This is a genomic window from Caballeronia sp. KNU42, from assembly GCF_053760385.1.
The window spans coordinates 1,890,072-1,906,901 of record NZ_CM132389.1 but is presented as its reverse complement, the minus strand read 5'-3'; the positions used below and the strand labels follow the sequence as shown (position 1 = coordinate 1,906,901).

At 59.5% G+C, this 16,830-nt stretch carries 16 protein-coding genes; 6 read left to right on the top strand and 10 right to left on the bottom strand.

Features of this window, described 5'->3' with window-relative positions; all coding sequences use genetic code 11:
* Positions 1–930 (bottom strand): DMT family transporter, encoded by a 930-nt coding sequence (locus tag ACSOSP_RS27705; RefSeq protein WP_455311640.1) that lies wholly within the window; start codon positions 928–930, stop codon positions 1–3.
* 122 nt (positions 931–1,052) lie between these two features.
* Between ACSOSP_RS27705 and ACSOSP_RS27700 the strand changes: the two genes are divergently transcribed.
* Positions 1,053–1,973 carry a LysR family transcriptional regulator gene (locus ACSOSP_RS27700; protein WP_455311639.1) on the top strand — a complete coding sequence of 307 codons (921 nt, stop codon included), beginning with the start codon at positions 1,053–1,055 and terminating at the stop codon, positions 1,971–1,973.
* 3 nt (positions 1,974–1,976) lie between these two features.
* Here the strand turns inward: ACSOSP_RS27700 and ACSOSP_RS27695 are convergent, their stop codons facing one another.
* A complete protein-coding gene (locus ACSOSP_RS27695; protein ID WP_455311638.1) occupies positions 1,977–2,627 on the bottom strand; it encodes a glutathione S-transferase family protein in 651 nt (216 codons plus the stop codon).
* A gap of 111 nt (positions 2,628–2,738) precedes the next feature.
* Positions 2,739–3,047 carry a DUF2917 domain-containing protein gene (locus ACSOSP_RS27690; protein WP_455313694.1) on the bottom strand — a complete coding sequence of 103 codons (309 nt, stop codon included), beginning with the start codon at positions 3,045–3,047 and terminating at the stop codon, positions 2,739–2,741.
* 552 nt (positions 3,048–3,599) lie between these two features.
* Here ACSOSP_RS27690 and ACSOSP_RS27685 point away from each other — a divergent pair.
* The 3 genes from ACSOSP_RS27685 to ACSOSP_RS27675 all read left to right on the top strand — a co-directional run bounded on the left by ACSOSP_RS27685 (position 3,600) and on the right by ACSOSP_RS27675 (position 7,468).
* Complete coding sequence (locus tag ACSOSP_RS27685) at positions 3,600–4,502, top strand: LysR substrate-binding domain-containing protein (RefSeq protein WP_455311637.1); 903 nt, start codon at positions 3,600–3,602, stop codon at positions 4,500–4,502.
* A gap of 195 nt (positions 4,503–4,697) precedes the next feature.
* Entirely contained in the window at positions 4,698–5,975 is a 1,278-nt protein-coding gene (locus ACSOSP_RS27680) for a dicarboxylate/amino acid:cation symporter (RefSeq protein WP_455311636.1), read from the top strand.
* Positions 5,972–7,468, top strand: coding sequence for an aspartate/glutamate racemase family protein (locus ACSOSP_RS27675; RefSeq protein WP_455311635.1), 1,497 nt, complete (start codon positions 5,972–5,974; stop codon positions 7,466–7,468). The genes ACSOSP_RS27680 and ACSOSP_RS27675 overlap by 4 nt, the downstream gene beginning before the upstream one ends.
* An 88-nt stretch (positions 7,469–7,556) precedes the next feature.
* On the opposite strand, the gene rbsK is transcribed toward ACSOSP_RS27675, so the two are convergent.
* From rbsK to ACSOSP_RS27650, 5 genes are all read right to left on the bottom strand, one after another.
* The gene (rbsK, locus tag ACSOSP_RS27670) at positions 7,557–8,483 is read right to left on the bottom strand and encodes a ribokinase (protein WP_455311634.1); all 927 of its coding nucleotides are present in this window, start codon (positions 8,481–8,483) and stop codon (positions 7,557–7,559) included.
* 172 nt (positions 8,484–8,655) lie between these two features.
* Positions 8,656–9,843 carry an ADP-ribosylglycohydrolase family protein gene (locus tag ACSOSP_RS27665; RefSeq protein ID WP_455311633.1) on the bottom strand — a complete coding sequence of 396 codons (1,188 nt, stop codon included), beginning with the start codon at positions 9,841–9,843 and terminating at the stop codon, positions 8,656–8,658.
* 71 nt (positions 9,844–9,914) lie between these two features.
* Entirely contained in the window at positions 9,915–11,216 is a 1,302-nt protein-coding gene (locus ACSOSP_RS27660; protein ID WP_455311632.1) for a sugar MFS transporter, read from the bottom strand.
* Positions 11,217–11,330: 114 nt separating this feature from the next.
* A complete protein-coding gene (locus tag ACSOSP_RS27655) occupies positions 11,331–12,368 on the bottom strand; it encodes a LacI family DNA-binding transcriptional regulator (protein WP_455311631.1) in 1,038 nt (345 codons plus the stop codon).
* Between the two features lie 70 nt (positions 12,369–12,438).
* Positions 12,439–13,278: a LysR substrate-binding domain-containing protein gene (locus ACSOSP_RS27650; protein ID WP_455311630.1), complete on the bottom strand. Its 840-nt coding sequence runs from the start codon at positions 13,276–13,278 to the stop codon at positions 12,439–12,441.
* Positions 13,279–13,391: 113 nt separating this feature from the next.
* Here ACSOSP_RS27650 and ACSOSP_RS27645 point away from each other — a divergent pair, with 113 nt between their 5' ends.
* A complete protein-coding gene (locus ACSOSP_RS27645) occupies positions 13,392–14,105 on the top strand; it encodes a haloacid dehalogenase type II (protein ID WP_455311629.1) in 714 nt (237 codons plus the stop codon).
* A gap of 22 nt (positions 14,106–14,127) precedes the next feature.
* Positions 14,128–14,916 (top strand): aldolase, encoded by a 789-nt coding sequence (locus ACSOSP_RS27640; protein WP_455311628.1) that lies wholly within the window; start codon positions 14,128–14,130, stop codon positions 14,914–14,916.
* Between the two features lie 57 nt (positions 14,917–14,973).
* Here ACSOSP_RS27640 and ACSOSP_RS27635 read toward each other — a convergent pair whose 3' ends face one another.
* Positions 14,974–15,477 (bottom strand): HPP family protein, encoded by a 504-nt coding sequence (locus ACSOSP_RS27635; protein ID WP_455311627.1) that lies wholly within the window; start codon positions 15,475–15,477, stop codon positions 14,974–14,976.
* 65 nt (positions 15,478–15,542) lie between these two features.
* Positions 15,543–16,748: an NAD-dependent formate dehydrogenase gene (locus tag ACSOSP_RS27630; RefSeq protein ID WP_455311626.1), complete on the bottom strand. Its 1,206-nt coding sequence runs from the start codon at positions 16,746–16,748 to the stop codon at positions 15,543–15,545.
* Between the last annotated feature and the right edge of the window lie 82 nt (positions 16,749–16,830).

Genomic DNA, 16,830 nt, shown 5'->3' with positions numbered 1-16,830 from the left:
TCAGGGCAGAACCTCTGAAGCACGAGGGACTGCAACCGTTACCGCCTTGCGCCAGCGCACCGTCGCCAGCATGGACGCCGCGACAATCAAACCACCGCCGACCCATGCCACAAGCGATATCTTCTCGCCCAGCCAAAACCAGGCGAACAGCGCGCCGAAGGCGGGTTCGCTCCCCATCAGCAATGCGACGCGAGTTGGACTGCTGCGCTTGATCGCATAGTTCTGCGCAAAGAATGCGAACAGGGTGCACGCAAAGACCAGATAAAACACGCTGCCCCAAAACGGCGCGTGCCCCGCGAACGACGGCACGTGCTGCCACTGCCCCGGCGCAAACACGAGCGCTACGGCAGCACTGCCGAACGCGACCACACCCGACTGCACGGCGGTCACTGACAACGGCGGCAGCGCAGAGTCGCGCATCACGCGTTTCGTCACGCAGACATTCAGCGCACGCAGTAAGGCGGCCAACAGGATCAGCGCATCGCCTGGATTCAATACGACCGCGCCGTCACCGGCAAGCAGCCATGCGCCTAAAAGCGAAAGCGCCACTGCCGCCCATTCAATCCGCGCGGGCCTGCGCTTGAGCAGCATCCACTCGACCAGCGGCGTCATGACCACACAGAGGCTGATCAGGAACGCAGCGTTAGCAGCGCGCGTCAGCAATATGCCGAAGGTTTCGCTCAGGAAAATGCCCAGCAGAAGCACGCCGGCGATGAATACGCCGCGCAATGTACGCGCGTCGGCATGACGCAAGCTGCGCAACGCAGGCGACAACATGACGAACGTTATGCCGAATCGCAGCGTGAGCAGGCCCAATACCGGATAAAACACGAGTGCACTCTTGGCGACGCCATAACTGGTGCCCCAGACCACCGCGACCACGAGCAGCATCAGGTCAGACAGTAATAGCAGGCGGTTTTCCTTGGACATGGCCGCACCTCCGTAGACGAGTCCGTATTGTCGGGCGTTGCACATGCGACGATAATCGGGTCGATGTGCAAAGCCTTTATGTCGCAGATGCATTAATCCTGCCCCCCACTCGCGACGGTCCGATGAATCCAACAGAACTCTTTGCATTGCTGCCCGACATGGCCGTGTTCGCCCGTGTCGTCGATGCCGGCAACTTTTCGGTGGCTGCGCGCCAGCTCGGCAGCACGCCGTCGACGGTCAGCCGCCAGATCAAGCGTCTTGAGCAAGCGCTGGCCACGCGGCTGCTCGAGCGATCGACGCGCAAGGTGAAGGTGACCGAATCGGGCGAGCAGGTGGTTCGCTTCTGCCGCGAGATTGTGAGCGCAGCGTCGGGCGCCGTGGATGCAGCCGGTTCACTGGTCGGCCGGCCGCAGGGGAAAGTCAGTCTGAGCGCGCCAACGGCCTTTGCGAAAACGGTGATTCATCCGCTCGTGCCGGGTTTTTTGCGCATGTATGAGGAGGTCGATCTCCAGTTGCTTTACGCGGATCATGAAGTCGATCCGCTCGAGAACGATCTCGACCTTGTGATCCGGCTAACCGATCACCCGCCTCCTGGTCTCGCGGGACGGCGGCTTGGATCGGTACGATGGGTGCTGTGTGCGTCGCCCGAGTACCTGCGTGCGCGCGGCACGCCCGAACACCCGCGTGATCTCGCCCGGCACGACTGTCTCTATCTGGGCGAAACCACCGACGACAACCGCTGGCGTTTTCGGCGCGGCACCGAAACGCAAACCGTGGAGGTGAGCGGGCGATATATAGCGAATCATGCCGGCGCGCGGCTCGAAGCGGCGCAACAGGATTTCGGCATTGCGAACCTGCCGGAATTCACGGCTAGCAGAGCATTGCAGAGTGGCGAGCTCATACAAGTACTCGCCGACTGGGACCTCGAAGCACGCGCTTATGTAGGCTCGGTGTGGCTGCTCTATCCGCCGAATCGTTTTCTTCCGCCCAAAGTACGAGCGTTGATCGACTATCTGGTCGAGCATATCCATGAGCGCAAGTGACTGCTAGAACGAGAGCCGCCCGAACAACTCATCGAACGGGACCATTACGTGCTCGCGGAAAGCCGGTCGAAGCTTAAGCCGTTCATACCAGGCTTCTACATTGGGAACACTGGGCCGCTTGATATCGAGTTCGAAATAGCGGTAAAGGTTTGAGCCTGCCGCAATATCGCCCAGGCTCAAACTGTCTCCCGCAATGAAAGGCCGCTCGGCCAGCACCCGGTCGAGGAGCTGGAAATACTGCGCGCAGCGATCAAGGCTCTCGTCAATGCTCTTCGTATTGCGTAAGGCCTCCGGCGTCCGGTAGAAGCCCCAGAACACCCCCGTCAGGAAGGCTGGCTGCAAAGTGCTCTGCGACCAGTCCATCCAGCGGTCCGCCTGAGACCGCTGACCTGCGTCGTCACTCCAGAAACGCGGGCTGCCATAACGCGCCGCGAGGTATCGCAAGATGCTGTGCGACTCCCACACAATCGTACCGTCGCTGTCTTTGATGACCGGCACGCGCCCGTGTGGATTCATGCTCAGGAAGTCGGGGCTTTGCGTCAGGCCGAAGCTCCCGCCCGCTGGAATATGCTCATGCGGTAAATCAAGCTCGCCGACTAGCCACATGACCTTCTGAACGTTAGATGAGTTGCGTCGTCCCCAAACCTGAAGCATGCAATGTCTCCTGAAGTTTAATGTGGCTGACCTTGGCTATTCATTTTCCGCTCATCCCTTATTTGGCGGCCGGAATGAAACGGACCGCCAACTCACTCAACCGCCAAGCGGCTAGCGAGATCGCAATAAAGAAATGTCAGCGAGGAAATCTCTTAGCCGCTCGATCCACTTGAATAGCGGTCTGCGTTCAACAGCATACGCGCTGGTCAGCGAAATTTCCGCCGCTATGTTTGCGTCGGTGCTTAACCAGATGCGCTCGCCTCGCGACACGCGAAGGACGTCACCAGTTTGCAACCAGTAGTCGTAGGGCGAGAAAACGCGTGTGACCCAGACCCTTGCTGTTCCCACGCGCAACTCGGAATCCGACCGCACGCGCCATGAGGCGATGTGGCCCGGTTGCACAACAAAACGAATCACCATCTCCGGCGATAGCGCATGCGCTGACGCCGAGGTTTCGGACGCCGCTCGAAAAACAAACCGCTCGCTTGATCCAACCATCATCTTCTCCGTCGATTAAAACCGAAAGACGGAGGCACCATAAAAAAAAGGCCCAACCGTTTTTCGGTAGGGCCTGGTGTTTGCGCAACTTAACCTATTTCCAATGCAAACACGTCCCCGATGAAGCGCCCCAACGGGCGTTCATTCGTTTAATAATCGCTACGGACGTGAGCTTTTGCATGCTATCGAGTGTCAGAGATCGCTTAGCGCTTGTCAACAAATTTTCAGCTTTGGGTTCAAATTCAAGCAATAACGCATGGTGCTCCTAAGTGCCCTAAAAGTGCCCTAAAAGTGCCCCAAGCATGCTTAAGACGCGCTAGCCATTGGCTTACGGCGGTAAGTTCTATTGACCTCGCATACAATCGTCTGGATTAGACCAACTCGCTTGGCCAAGCCTTGCCATTCATTACATAGCCAGCAAACTCATCCGGCATGCACACCACGCTTCTCCTTGAGAAGCCCGAAGGAAGCGGTATGGAAATTAAATGGATTGAGGACTTTGTCGCTCTCGCCCAGTACCAAAGTTTCTCGCGTGCCGCCGAGGTTCGTAACGTCACGCAGTCCGGTTTCAGCCGGCGGATTCAGGCGCTCGAACAATGGGTGGGAGCGGACCTGATCGACCGCAGCAGTTATCCGCCCACACTGACGCCCGCCGGACGTCTTTTCAGGGAAACCGCGGACGACATTCTCAACCGCCTGTTCGACACCAGGGCCATCATTCGTACGGAACAGCGCATGCCCGGCACGGGGTTGCAGATTGCAGCGGGCCATACCATTGCGCTCAGTTTTCTTCCCAGCTGGCTCAACGCGCTTACCGCACAATTTCGCGATGTCAGGGCGCGCGTGATTCCCACCAACGTCCATGATTCCATCCTGATGCTGGTGAACGGCAACTGCGAACTGATGTTTGCGTATCACCACCCCGACCTGCCGCTTCATCTCGATCCCACTCGCTACGAGTACCTGACGGTCGGCATCGACACCTTCATGCCAGTCTGCAAGCCGAATCAAAAGTCGGGGCCTTCTCTGCGTTTGCCCGGCACGGTGGGCCGCCCTTTGCCGCTTATCTCGTACACGGAGACCAGCTATTTTGGCCGCTGCCTGGCCTTGCTGCTTCGGCGCGCCAAGACGCAACCGGCACTGCGCCCGCACTACGAATCGGATATGGCCGAAGTGCTCAAGAAGATGGTGCTGGAGGGCGAAGGAATAGCGTGGCTGCCGAAAAGCTCGATACAAACCGAGTTGCAAAACGGCGAGCTCGTTCCGGCTGGCGGCAAGGAATGGACTCTCGAAGTCGAGTTGCGTGTGTACCGCGACGCGTCGAATAGAAACGAGTTCATCGACACCCTTTGGCGATATCTGCGCTCGTCCGCGTGAGCGCATTTACCTAGCGTTTACCCTGGTTATGCGGCACTCGCATAACGACATGCTGAACCCGCATCGCGGATTTTTTGTCCGCTTCTACTATCCGTCCAGAGACAGAAAAGTCCTTTAACAAGGGCACTTTTCGTCAAACCCATCGCACGGCCGCCCACGCCCATCCTCGTGCGAGACACCTCTGGAAGGATTGAAATGAAAAACCGGTTAACGCTCTACATAGTCATCGGCATGGTGCTTGGCGTCGTGATCGGCTATGTCTGTCACCGCAGCGCCGCTGATTCGAACGCAGCAAAAGAAGTGGCCGGTTACTTCTCCATCATCACGGACATCTTCCTGCGGCTCATCAAGATGATCATTGCACCGCTGGTATTCGCCACGCTGGTGTCGGGTCTTGCCGGAATGGATGGAACGAGCGACGTGCGCCGCATTGGCATTCGATCAGTTGGCTGGTTCGTCTGTGCCTCGCTCATGTCGCTTGCGCTTGGCCTTTGTCTCGCCAACCTCCTGCAGCCGGGTTCGGGCCTTCATATGGTCCAGACAAGTTCCGACGTCAGCACCGGCCTGAACACCGCCGGGCTCAACTTCAAGGACTTTGTCACGCACGCATTTCCGACCAGCATTCTCGACGCCATGGCGCGCAACGACATCCTGCAAATCCTGGTGTTCTCCGTGCTCTTCGGTGTTGTGCTCGGAGCGATCAAGCCGGACCCGAGGGTGACGCCGCTCGTACAAGCGATCGACGCCCTCGTCCCCGCCATGCTCAAGCTCACCGACTATGTCATGCGGCTTGCACCCGTGGGCGTATTCGGCGCAATTGCATCGGCTGTGACCTTGCATGGCCTCGATGTCTTGATGACATACGGCAAGCTGATCGGCAGCTTCTATGTGGGACTGGTACTGCTGTGGGTGGTGCTGATCGGCGCCGGTTACGCGTTCCTTGGCAACGCCATCTGGTCGTTGCTCAAGGCGGTACGCGAGCCCGCCATGCTGGCGTTTTCAACCGCAAGCAGCGAAGCAGCGTACCCGCGCCTGACGGAGAAGCTGGAAGAATTCGGCGTAGACAAGAAGATAGTCGGTTTTACGCTTCCGCTGGGATACGCATTCAATCTCGATGGCTCGATGATGTACCAGGCCTTCGCCGCCATCTTCATTGCGCAGGCCTTTGGTATCGATATGCCCGTAGGCGCGCAGATCCTGATGCTGCTCGTGCTCATGATCAGCAGCAAGGGCATGGCCGGCGTGGCGCGGGGCTCGGTTGTAGTGGTTGCCGCCGTTGCGCCGATGTTCCATCTGCCTCCGTCCGGCGTCGTGCTGATCCTCGCGATCGACCAGATACTCGACATGGGCCGGACAGCGACCAACGTCATCGGTAACAGCATTGCAACGGCCGTGATCGCGAAATGGGAGACGGCTCGGGTCACGCGAACAGAAGCCGTGATCTTCGATCGGCTGCAAGGCGAAGCGAAATGAGGGAGAAGCACGAGCAAGGACGCCGCTCTTTTGGCGTCATTGGCGGACTCGGCCCGCTCGCCAGCGCCGACCTGTTTTTCAAGCTCGTCAAATCGACGCCCGCAACCGGCGACGCGGATCACTTCGACATCGTCTTCGAGCAGCATCCGTTTCGCGGCGCCGGCGCCACCAGCGCCGCGACGGTGGAACGCCAGATCTACATCTTCGACCTCATTCGTGCATTCGAGAAACGCGGTATAGAGACCGTCGTGCTGCCCTGCTTCCTGAGCCACACCTTCATGGACGAGTTGAAGGCCAACTCGCCCCTGCAGATCGTGGACATGATCGAAGCCGTGCGACACCTGGTGCGAGGCAAGTTCCCCTCAGTGCGTCGCATTGGCGTGCTGGCATCGGACTATACGCGGAACAACGGCCTCTTCGAGCGCTATTTTTCAGCGCCTGAATTCGACGTCATTCATCCTCGCGTCGATGGCGGCACGGACCTGGTTACGCGCGCCGTGTATGGGAACAATGGGATCAAGTCCGGCCACCTGGCGGGTCAGCCGGTGGCGCTACTGAAAGCCGCTTGCGAAGATCTCATTGCGCAAGGTGCGGAGATCATCATGCCTGGCATGACCGAGATCGCGCTCGTTGCAGATGAGCTTCGCGCTGAACTGGGCACGGTCGAGATCCCGCTGATCGACTCGAATCTTGCGTATGCCCACTATATTGTGTCGGGCCAGTATGAGTCGCCGCCCAAGCTGTTCAAGGTCGGCGTGGTGGGCGGAGTCGGTCCCGCGGCGACAGTGGACTTCATGCAGAAGATCGTCAGCAACACGCCGGCGAAGCGGGATCAGGATCACATCAAGCTGCTGGTCGAGCAGAATCCGCAGATCCCCGATCGCACCGACAACCTGATCGGCGACGGCCCGGACCCCACCCTCTCGTTGTACGCCACGTGCAAGAAACTTGAGAGCGGCGACGCCGATATCATCGCGATTCCATGTAACACGGCGCACGCGTTTGTGCATCGAATCCAGCCGTATCTCGGCATCCCGATCGTCAACATGTTGACCGTGACGGTCGAGATGCTGCGCGATTCGTTTCCGTCGCTTGGCGACGTCGGGCTCCTTGCAACATCGGGGACGGTCGCAAGCGGGGTGTACCGGCAAGCTTTGGAAGCGCAAGGATTGCGGCAGGTCTTGCCAAGTCCGGCATTGCAGGCAAGCGTGATGAATGCGATCTATGGCAAGGAAGGAGTGAAGGCGGGTTTCGTCAATGGACCGTGTATGGACGACATCTGCGCGGCATTGGAAGGCCTCGCCGACGAAGGGGTGGAAGTCGTGATCCTTGGATGTACGGAGCTGCCATTGCTGCTTCCTGGCGCTCAATGGGTAAGCGCTCGCGGACGGACGATCACGCTGGTGGATCCGACCGATATCCTGGCAAAACGCTGCGTTGCTTACGCCATGGCAGCAGCAGAGCTCAGGCTGGAGTCGGACGCACCACACTAGGACGGTGCGCCGCGAGGCCTTGCGGCATTGGCTCCGTGATCGAACGCGTTTGCGAGCGCAACGAGTTCTTCGTTTCCCCAAGATAAAATCAGTCGTCCACTTCGTCACGCGTCGGAATCGACGTTTGCCCACCGCGACGCGTAACCGAGATCGCGGCGGCAAGTTGTCCGCGCTCGATTGATTTTTCGATCGTTTGACGAGACGCCAGCTGCGCAGCAAGTACTCCGATGAATGTGTCACCAGCCGCGCTCGTATCGACCGCTTCCACGCGAGGAGCCCCAAAAAGACGGCCATGTCCCCCTTCTTCCAGCAAATAGGCGCCCCGCGCGCCGAGCGTCACGATCACATTACCTGCGCCTTGACGCTGCAATTGCTTCGCGGCGTGTCCCATGTCGCTTCCCGATTCAAACGGGATGTCTGACAGGATCAATGCTTCGACTTCATTGACGACCAGATAGTCTGTCAGCGAAAGCCACTCCGGCGGCAATGGATCAATCGCGGGCGCGGGGTTGAGTATGGTTATTTTTCCAAGGTGCCGAGCGAGCTTCAACGACGCATAGGCGGTTTCCCGCGGCGTTTCAAGCTGACAAACAACCACGTCCGAATCGCTGAACAATGTCTCCTGGCGCCACACGTCAGCGGGTTTCAATTCGCCGTTGCTTCCGTCCACAACGACAACGGTGTTTTGCCCTCCTTGTGACACCGTCATCAATGCAAGGCCGGTTGGATGCTCGCGCGTAACGGTAATACCCGAGCAATCTATCCCCTCTGAATTGAGATCATCCAAGCGCTGGCCCCCGTTTTCATCGTCGCCAACGCGGCCAACCATCGCGACGAGCGCCCCGAATCGAGCAGCGGCAATCGCTTGATTGGCGCCTTTGCCTCCGCCAGCTTGTGAGAATCGCACGCTGCCAAGCGTCTCGCCGGGAAACGGCAGATGCGTTGTCTGTGCAACAAGATCAGTATTGATACTTCCAACCACAACTACACGCCCCTGGTGTGCTTCTTTGGACACGTCAAGCCTCCCTTAAAATTAATAACCCAAGATTCGTTGTCCCGACGACCCGGTGCATTGATTTTATTTAAATTTAGTAAAGCTAATTACGGCCACGAAAACGATGCCGGCCAGAAACCTTCTACTGCTCAGCGCAACGCCCTCTCCCTCGCGTCGCAGGACGCCGGGACGTCTATCGCACCCGTTGCGCGTCCAGCGCCAGTTTGTCGCGCACCCTGCTCTTCCACGCGTCGCGGGCACGATCCGCGTCGTGGATGGCACGCACCGTCTGCGTGAAACGATCTGCGGCGTTTAGCAGGCTCATCCGGTTCGTTTGGTCGAGCTTGTCGCAAATACCGGCGTCGATCACCTTGGCGCCGTGCATGGCGCCCAGCACCGCGCCGGTCATCACGCCAATTGAACCGGTGTCGCGTCCCGAATTGATCCCGTCTTCAATCGTGCGCTTGAAGTCGCCGTCATTGATCAGCGCGAATCCCAGCGCCAGGGGCAATTCCTCGATCGAGAGGCGCCGCGACGGCCGATAGCCATCGATCGCCACACCGGTCTTTCCATCGGTGAGTTGCACATCGTCGCCCATTGGCGAAAAGCGTGAGATAACCCAGTGAAATTCCGCAACGATCCTGTCATAGCGCTCGCCACGCAAACGGATTGCGACGTCCGCGATCGCGGCAATGGCGGCCCGCGTGCCGTCCTTCGCCACGCTGATGGCGGCCTCGATCACCTTCTCGATGGTCGTTCCGGGTATCAAGGCCGCGGCAATCGCACTGGCGAACACCCCAGCCGCTTCCAGCCCATAGCTTTCCTGATGACCGCTGGCAAAGGCGATCGCCTCTTCATAGGCGCCATGCGGATCTCCCGCGTTCACCACCCCCACAGGCGCGATATACATCGCAGCGCCGCAATTGACCATGTTGCCTATTCCGCCCTGACGCGGATCACAGGAGGTGAGTTGATGACGCTGGAAAATCCACCTCTGCGGATGGAACAGCCGCTCCATGAGCATTGCTTCCCGCTGCAGTTCAGGCACCCATCGCGGCGTCCAGGCAATCTGGCGCACCATGCCGCTTGCCATATCCCACGCGTCAAGGTGCCGGCCCGTTTCGTTGTAGACCGTCATCAGGCAAAGCACCATGAGGGTGTCGTCGGTGACGATGCCGTTCCCGCGCGTGCATCCCTTGCTGGCGTTTTCGCCCCAGGCCGTTCGATGCGACTCGGTATCGAGTGAGCTGACCCGGCCGTAGAGCTCCCGGATTTCCTGCGCGGAAAGCTGCTCGACGGTTGATCCAAGGGCGTCGCCATAGGCGATCCCATACAGGAGTCCTCGAACGCGATCCTGCAATGTCTGGTGGTTGCTACTCACAGGTTATCTCCTCACGCTTGGTTTGCATCGCTGCCGTGTGCACCGCTTCTACGTGCATCACGCTGCGATAGTTAAGGAACTTTTGTCATCGACGCACGGGTGCCCACTGTATGGCCGTGCCAGCCGTAGTACACGATGTACGCGTAGCAGCAGACGGTTATCGCCATGTAGACCAGCTGGAAGTCGTATATTTTCTTCAGGTGTGCAAAGAGTTGCGGCATCACGGCGCCGCCAACAATACCCATGATCAGGAACGCAGCGCCCGCTTCGGTGAATCGGCCGAGCCCCCTGATCGCGAGCGGAAAGACGGCCGGCCACATCATGGCGTGGGCAAAACCGAGCGCTGCAATGCACGCGATCGCGCCATAGCCGTGCGAAACATAGCTGGCAACGCTGAGCAATGCAGCCAGAAGCGCCGAGATGACCAGGTAGCGCTGTTGCGACACGACCCGGGGAACCAGCGAGCGGCCGACCATATACCCCACGAGCATGGCGAATATCGTGTAGGACGTGAAATGCTTGGCCTCGTCGATCGGCAGGTTCAGGCTTTGACCATAAAGCCCGATCACCCCTCCAGCCAGCACCTCTGCGCCGACATACACAAAGATGCACACGACGCCGAGCCAAAGATGGGGAAAAGAAAAGAGGCTCCGGGCAAGGTCTGCGCTACGCCTGGTGGCGTTGGCGGACGAGGGCGTGATGTCCGGCAACGACGAGCGTGCAACGCACACGGCCATGACAACGAGGACGGCCGCCAGCGTGAGATACGGCCAGTACAATCGCGAGGCGAATTCGTGAAGGAGTGCCTGGGCTAGGGCCGGCGTTGGCGCGCCTTCGACCCGTTTGACGAACTCTCCAAGCCCACCCATGATCAACGCGCCGAATGCGAACGGCGCCAGGACGCCCCCTGTCTTATTGCAGATGCCCATGGCGGCCACGCGCCGGGCAGCACTATCGATGGGTCCCAGGATGCTGATGTACGGGTTGTAGGCGGTCTGCATCAGCGACAGGCCCGCTCCGATCGCGAGCAGGCTGCCGAGTATGCCGGCGTAGCTGTGCATGCCGGCGAACTGGCTGAACATCAGCGCACCGATCGACATCACGCCGAGGCCTGCGGCCATGCCTCTTTTCATCCCGATCCGCTTCAGCAAGAACGCGTACGGCAGCGCCAGGATGAAATACGGAACATAGAAGACAACCGTGATCAGGAGCGCCCGTATGTCGTCGAGCCGAAACGCCAGCTTGACGAAGACCGTCAGCGGGCCGTTCAGCCAGCTGAGCGCTCCAGTCGTGAAGTACAGCATGCCGATGATTATCATCGGGCGCCGGTACAACCCCCGTGGCGCCTCGACAACCGGTCGAGTATTAAGCATGGTCCAATCTTCTTTCAGTATTTTTGAGAATCGTCCCCTGGTTATGGGAACGTTCCCAAACTACGCCGAAAAATTATTGGCTGCAATCTTTTCAGTCGTTTTACTGTCCTCTTTCTAAGCGATTCGTCGCGCGGATGCACCGCAAAGGTTTGCGAGCGATCCTCGTTCGACCAGGGTGCACGGCAGATATACCCGCTTGCCTCTGTTCGCGTCGGCGTGGCCGTCGAGCAACCACTCAACCGCTTGCGCTCCGATCTGACGGGCGGGTTTCTCGATAGTCGTCAGCCCGGGCCACGTGAACGCACCCGCCTGGATGCCGTCGAAGCCCAGAATGGATACGTCCTCGGGGCACCGCAAGCCCGCCTCCCGCACCGCGCTCATCGCCCCGAGCGCCATGAGGTCGTTGGCGGCCATGACGCACAGGTGGCCACGGCGGCGCGCAAGCAGGCGATGCATGGCGAGGCGGCCGCCTTCGGCCGTGTAGTCCGCGTCCTCGATCGATAGCACCGCCGGATCGATGCCGTGCTCGGCGCAATGTTCATGGACCGCGCGCAGGAAGCGCGCATGAGCAAGCCGTACCTTCTGCCCGAGGATCAGGGCCGGACGTTCATGACCCATGGAGAGCAGGTAGTCCATGCCGAGCCGCACTCCCTGCTCGATGTCGGAACCGACCGAACAGGCGTCGGGAAACCGCTCCGCGCTCGATCCGATCAAAATGCAAGGCAGCCCGAAACGATTGAGGTCACCGAGGCTATCTGTCACTGCATTGAGGATCGCGCCGTCGACGCGCGCGCGCATCAGCGTGTTCAAGTGCATCAGCTCCTTTCGCGCGCACCAGTTCGACGAGAAAATCAGAATGGACGTGTCTGCATCGGCTGCCCGATCCTGCGCACCGCGCGCGACTTCGCCCCAGAAAGGATTGGCAATATCGGGTAACACAAGTCCCAACATGCCGCTGCGGCCCGAACGCATGCTGACTGCCAGCGCATTGCGGGTATAGCCGAGCGCGTCCGCTGCGAGCAGCACCTGCTCCCGCGCTGAATCAGAAATGTTTGGTGCGCCCGCCAACGCACGCGCGGCAGTGCTTTTGGAAACGCCTGCGCGCTTCGCCACGTCGATGATGGTCGGCCTGTGGCCGGAAACCGTCTCCATAGTTGCTCTCGCACCATTGGGGTAGTTGTTTTGCGAACGATATCACCAATCGAAGGCACGCTAAACAATGCTAAACCTTGATCTCTGCACGCAGGAATTCGATCAACGCCTGCTGCACCGCATTGAGCGCGCCGCCCGCGCTCACCAACGCAAGCTCGGTTGGCGGCAAGCCGGGGAGACCCGTGCAGATGCGATGCTCAGGAAGCACGGCGGTAGTAGGCAAGACCGACACGCCAAGCCCCGATGAAACCGCCGCCTGGATGCCGGTCAGGCTATGACTGCCGAACGCCACTCGCCAGCGCCGGCGCGCTTTGTCCAGGCCACGGATCGCGCGTTGCCGGTACACACACCCTTGCGGAAACAACGCCAGCGGAACCGGTTCGTCCGTCAGCTCAACACCTTCACCCTTTACCCAGACGAGCGATTCGGGCCAGGATGCCAGGCACTCGCCGCTGCCCGGCTCGCGCTTGAGCAACGCAATCTCGAGCTCGCCTGCAGAAAGCTTGCGCTGGAGATCGACACTCATGCCGCTCACCGTTTCAAGCCTTACGCCAGGTTTCATCTTCACAAATCCCGACAGCATGCCCGACATGCGCCGCGCATCGAAATCCTCGGGAACGCCAATGCGAACCGGTTCGAGCGTCACGTCGCTCGTCAACGCATCCTGCGCCTCCCTTGATAACGCCAGCAGCCGTCGCGCATAGTGCGCAAGCAACTCCCCATGCTCGGTAGCGCTCACGTGATTGCCGGTCCGGTCACGCAGCAGGAGCGTGCGGCCCACTGCTGCCTCCAGCTTGCGGATCTGCTGGCTCACCGTCGACTGGGTCCGGTGGACGCGCTCACCGGCACGCGTAAAGCTGCCTTCATCGACCACGCAAACCAGCGTGTTCAACAACTCGAGATCTAGCACAAGGCACCGCCGCGTTATTTTAATTTCGATTGACCTTTAGAGTTTAATTTAATTTCCAAATATCGATCAATACTTTTACGCTTGCGGCATCTACTCAACCAGGCAAACAAATCATGGCTCTTGACGCGCTTGAACACAGCCGCCGCCCGCAATGGCTTACCTTCGATTGCTACGGCACCCTGATCCAGTGGGATGAAGGTTTGCAAGCCGCGGTCCGCAAGATCCTGTCCTCTAAGCAAACGGAGGCGATCGATCCGGCCCGGTTCATCGGCATTTATGATCGGCATGAACATGCGCTTGAGCAAACTTCGCCGCATCGATCGTTTCGCAGCGTGAGCGCGGATGCATTACGGCTAGCACTCGATGAGCTAGGCTTGGAAAGCGACGCAGATGACGCCCGCGTGCTAACGGACAGCATCTCCGCCATGCCGCCGTTTCCGGAGGTGACCGGTGCATTGAAGCGACTTAAGGAGGCGGGGTATCGTCTGTGTATTGTGTCGAATACGGATGACGAGATCATTGCCGGCAATATCGCGCAGCTTGATGGGTTGATCGATCGAGTGGTTACGGCGCAGCAGGCCGGGGCGTACAAACCATCGCGGAAAATATTCGATTATGCTTTTGACTCACTTGGCGTGACGAAGGACGACGTGGTTCATATCTGCGCCAGTCCGCACCTCGATCACGCGGCCGCGCGCGAAATCGGCTTTCGCTGCGTATGGATCGATCGTGGTACGGGCCGTACCGTGCTGCCGGATTACTCACCCGACGCCACGCTTGCAACGCTCGATCAAGTACCTGTGCTATTCAGTAGACTCGGCTGGTAAATTTTCAGGGTAATCAATCATCATGGCTCACTCGCTTTCACTCGGCAGCGCTGCTGCCCCGTCGCGTATCACACGGTTTGATTCCGACGCCGTTATGCAGGCGCGCATCGAACTCGCCGCGTGCTTTCAGCTTGCTGCGCAACGGGGCTATGAGGAGGGGGTTTGCAATCATTTCTCCGCAGTCGTGCCCGGACACGACGACCTGTTCCTCGTCAATCCGTATGGTTATGCATTTAGCGAGATCACCGCATCGCGCCTGCTCGTTTGCGATTTCGAAGGGCATGTGATTGATGGCGAAGGCCAGCCGGAAGCCACCGCGTTTTATATCCACGCGCGGTTGCATCGGTCCAAACCGCGGGTGAAAGCGGCTTTCCACACGCATATGCCGAACGCAACGGCGCTGTGCCTGATCGAAGGGCCGCCGCTCTTGTGGCTCGGACAGACGGCGTTGAAGTTCTATGGCCGCACCGCCGTCGATGAGGAATACAACGGCCTGGCGCTCGATGAATCCGAGGGCGATCGTATTGCCGACGCCATGGGCGACGCCGACATCCTGTTCCTGAAGAATCACGGCGTGATGGTGGCGGGCGCGAGCATCGCGGAAGCTTGGGACGATCTCTATTATCTTGAGCGCGCGGCCGAGGTTCAGCTCAAGGCCATGAGTAGCAACCAGCCGCTCAAGCCCGTGACGCACGAAGTAGCACAGCGCACGTATGAGCAAATGCGTCTGGGCGATGCAGAAAGCGCCCGTGCGCATCTCGACAGCTCGATACGCATCTTGCGCAATCAGGGGAATGGGTTCGAACAATAAGCATGAATCCGCGCTTATCCGGAAGCGACAACACGTTGCCGCTTCCGGGCTGCGATGTCATGACCATCGCTCCGGCCATCGCCGGCCGCGCACGACATTATTGAACAGCAATGCAATTACCAGCAGCAAGCAAACGCCGCTAAGCACAGGAACGAAAAAGAATCCTATTGAAGCGTTGCCGCTAAGCATGATCACCAGCGGGTCCGCTCCCGCCGGAGGATGCACGCACCGGGTGAGCTGCATCAAGGCAATAGCGAGTCCTACCGATAGCGCCATTTGCCATATACCCGGACCGGCAAACCAATAGACTGCCAGTCCGACGGCGGTAGATAGCAGATGTCCAAATACAAGATTGCGCGGCTGGGCAAATGCGCTATCGGGCGCGCCGAATAGCAGGACGCTTGAGGCACCGAATGGCGCGATCACCAAAGGGCTGCTCGTCAGGTGCCCTAGCAGGGAGATCGCGCCAATCGCCAGGAAGCCACCCAGGAAACCGAATGCCGCCTGTTTAGCCTGCGCTAAAGGAATAGCGGGCGCCGCGCGGGCGATCTGTTCATTCATAGTGTTTAAAGCCTTAGGAAATGCGCGCGCTGATCACGAAGAGCCGGATCAGCGCGCCCACGGCGTTAAGCCTTCTTCTTGAAGCGGGCAGCCTCTTCCGAGCCCGAGGTCGCATTGCCTGCGCTGTATGAATGCGCACCCACGCCGGCAAGACGTCCGCCGTCGACGATCAGATACTCCTCGCGAATGGGTTCCTTCGCGAACCAGCACTCGAGGATCTCGCGCGTGCCTGCCGCATAACGCGCCTGAGCGGAAAGCGTCGTGCCTGACGTATGCGGCGTCATGCCCTGATGCGGCATGGTGCGCCACGGATGATCGCTCGGAGCCGGCTGCGGGAACCAGACATCGCCTGCATAGCCCGCGAGCTGGCCGGATTCCAGCGCATGCACAATCGCGTCGCGATCCACGATCTTCCCTCGTGCAGTATTGATGATGTACGCACCGCGCTTCATCTTGCTGATCATCTTCTCATCGAAAAGATGCTCCGCTTCCGGGTGCAACGGACAGTTGATGGTGACGATATCGCAGACACGCGCCATCGATTCAACGGTGGGGTGCCAGGTGGCGCCAAGCTCGCGCTCGACGGCTTCCGGCAAGCGATGCCGGTCCGTATAGTGCAGCTTGACGTCGAAGGGTTTGAGCCTGCGCAGCACCGCCGAGCCAATCCGGCCAGCCGCCACGGTCCCCACGTTCATGCCTTCAAGATCGTACGCACGCGACACGCAATCCGCGATATTCCAGCCGCCCTTCTTGACCCATTCATGTGACGGCAGGTAATTGCGGACCTGCGACAGGATCATCATGACCACATGCTCGGCCACGCTGATGCTGTTGCAAAACGTCACTTCAGCCACCGTGATGCCGCGATCGATGGCGGCCTGCAAATCGACGTGATCCGAGCCAATGCCTGCTGTCAGCGCGAGCTTGAGCTTCGGCGCCCGGGCGATCCGCTCGGCGGTGAGATACGCCGGCCAGAACGGCTGCGAAATGACGATCTCCGCATCTTCCAGTTCACGTTCGAACGTGGAGTTGGGGCCGTCCTTGTCGGACGTGACAACCAGGGTATGTCCTTGCGCTTCGAGGAACTTGCGCAAGCCCAGTTCGCCGGACACGCTGCCTAGCAACTCACCCGGATTGAAGTCGATAGCCTTCGGTGTCGGGGCGCTTTGTCCGTCGTGATACTTCGTGATGGCGGGAACGTCGTCCCGGGCGTACTTCTTCGGCATACCGTCGACGGGGTCGTCATATAAAACGCATAGAACCTTGGCCATGACTGTCTCACTCCACTCTGATTTGGATAGCACCGGCGCCGATGTTGCGGCGCCGCCTTGGTCGAAACGTGGGGCTGGCACG

Coding starts and splice junctions, on each gene's coding strand:
- ACSOSP_RS27705 (WP_455311640.1), bottom strand. CDS start 930: ATGTCCAAGGAAAACCGCCTGCTATTACTGTCTGACCTGATGCTGCTC.
- ACSOSP_RS27700 (WP_455311639.1), top strand. CDS start 1,053: ATGAATCCAACAGAACTCTTTGCATTGCTGCCCGACATGGCCGTGTTC.
- ACSOSP_RS27695 (WP_455311638.1), bottom strand. CDS start 2,627: ATGCTTCAGGTTTGGGGACGACGCAACTCATCTAACGTTCAGAAGGTC.
- ACSOSP_RS27690 (WP_455313694.1), bottom strand. CDS start 3,047: ATGGTGATTCGTTTTGTTGTGCAACCGGGCCACATCGCCTCATGGCGC.
- ACSOSP_RS27685 (WP_455311637.1), top strand. CDS start 3,600: ATGGAAATTAAATGGATTGAGGACTTTGTCGCTCTCGCCCAGTACCAA.
- ACSOSP_RS27680 (WP_455311636.1), top strand. CDS start 4,698: ATGAAAAACCGGTTAACGCTCTACATAGTCATCGGCATGGTGCTTGGC.
- ACSOSP_RS27675 (WP_455311635.1), top strand. CDS start 5,972: ATGAGGGAGAAGCACGAGCAAGGACGCCGCTCTTTTGGCGTCATTGGC.
- ACSOSP_RS27660 (WP_455311632.1), bottom strand. CDS start 11,216: ATGCTTAATACTCGACCGGTTGTCGAGGCGCCACGGGGGTTGTACCGG.
- ACSOSP_RS27655 (WP_455311631.1), bottom strand. CDS start 12,368: ATGGAGACGGTTTCCGGCCACAGGCCGACCATCATCGACGTGGCGAAG.
- ACSOSP_RS27645 (WP_455311629.1), top strand. CDS start 13,392: ATGGCTCTTGACGCGCTTGAACACAGCCGCCGCCCGCAATGGCTTACC.
- ACSOSP_RS27640 (WP_455311628.1), top strand. CDS start 14,128: ATGGCTCACTCGCTTTCACTCGGCAGCGCTGCTGCCCCGTCGCGTATC.
- ACSOSP_RS27635 (WP_455311627.1), bottom strand. CDS start 15,477: ATGAATGAACAGATCGCCCGCGCGGCGCCCGCTATTCCTTTAGCGCAG.
- ACSOSP_RS27630 (WP_455311626.1), bottom strand. CDS start 16,748: ATGGCCAAGGTTCTATGCGTTTTATATGACGACCCCGTCGACGGTATG.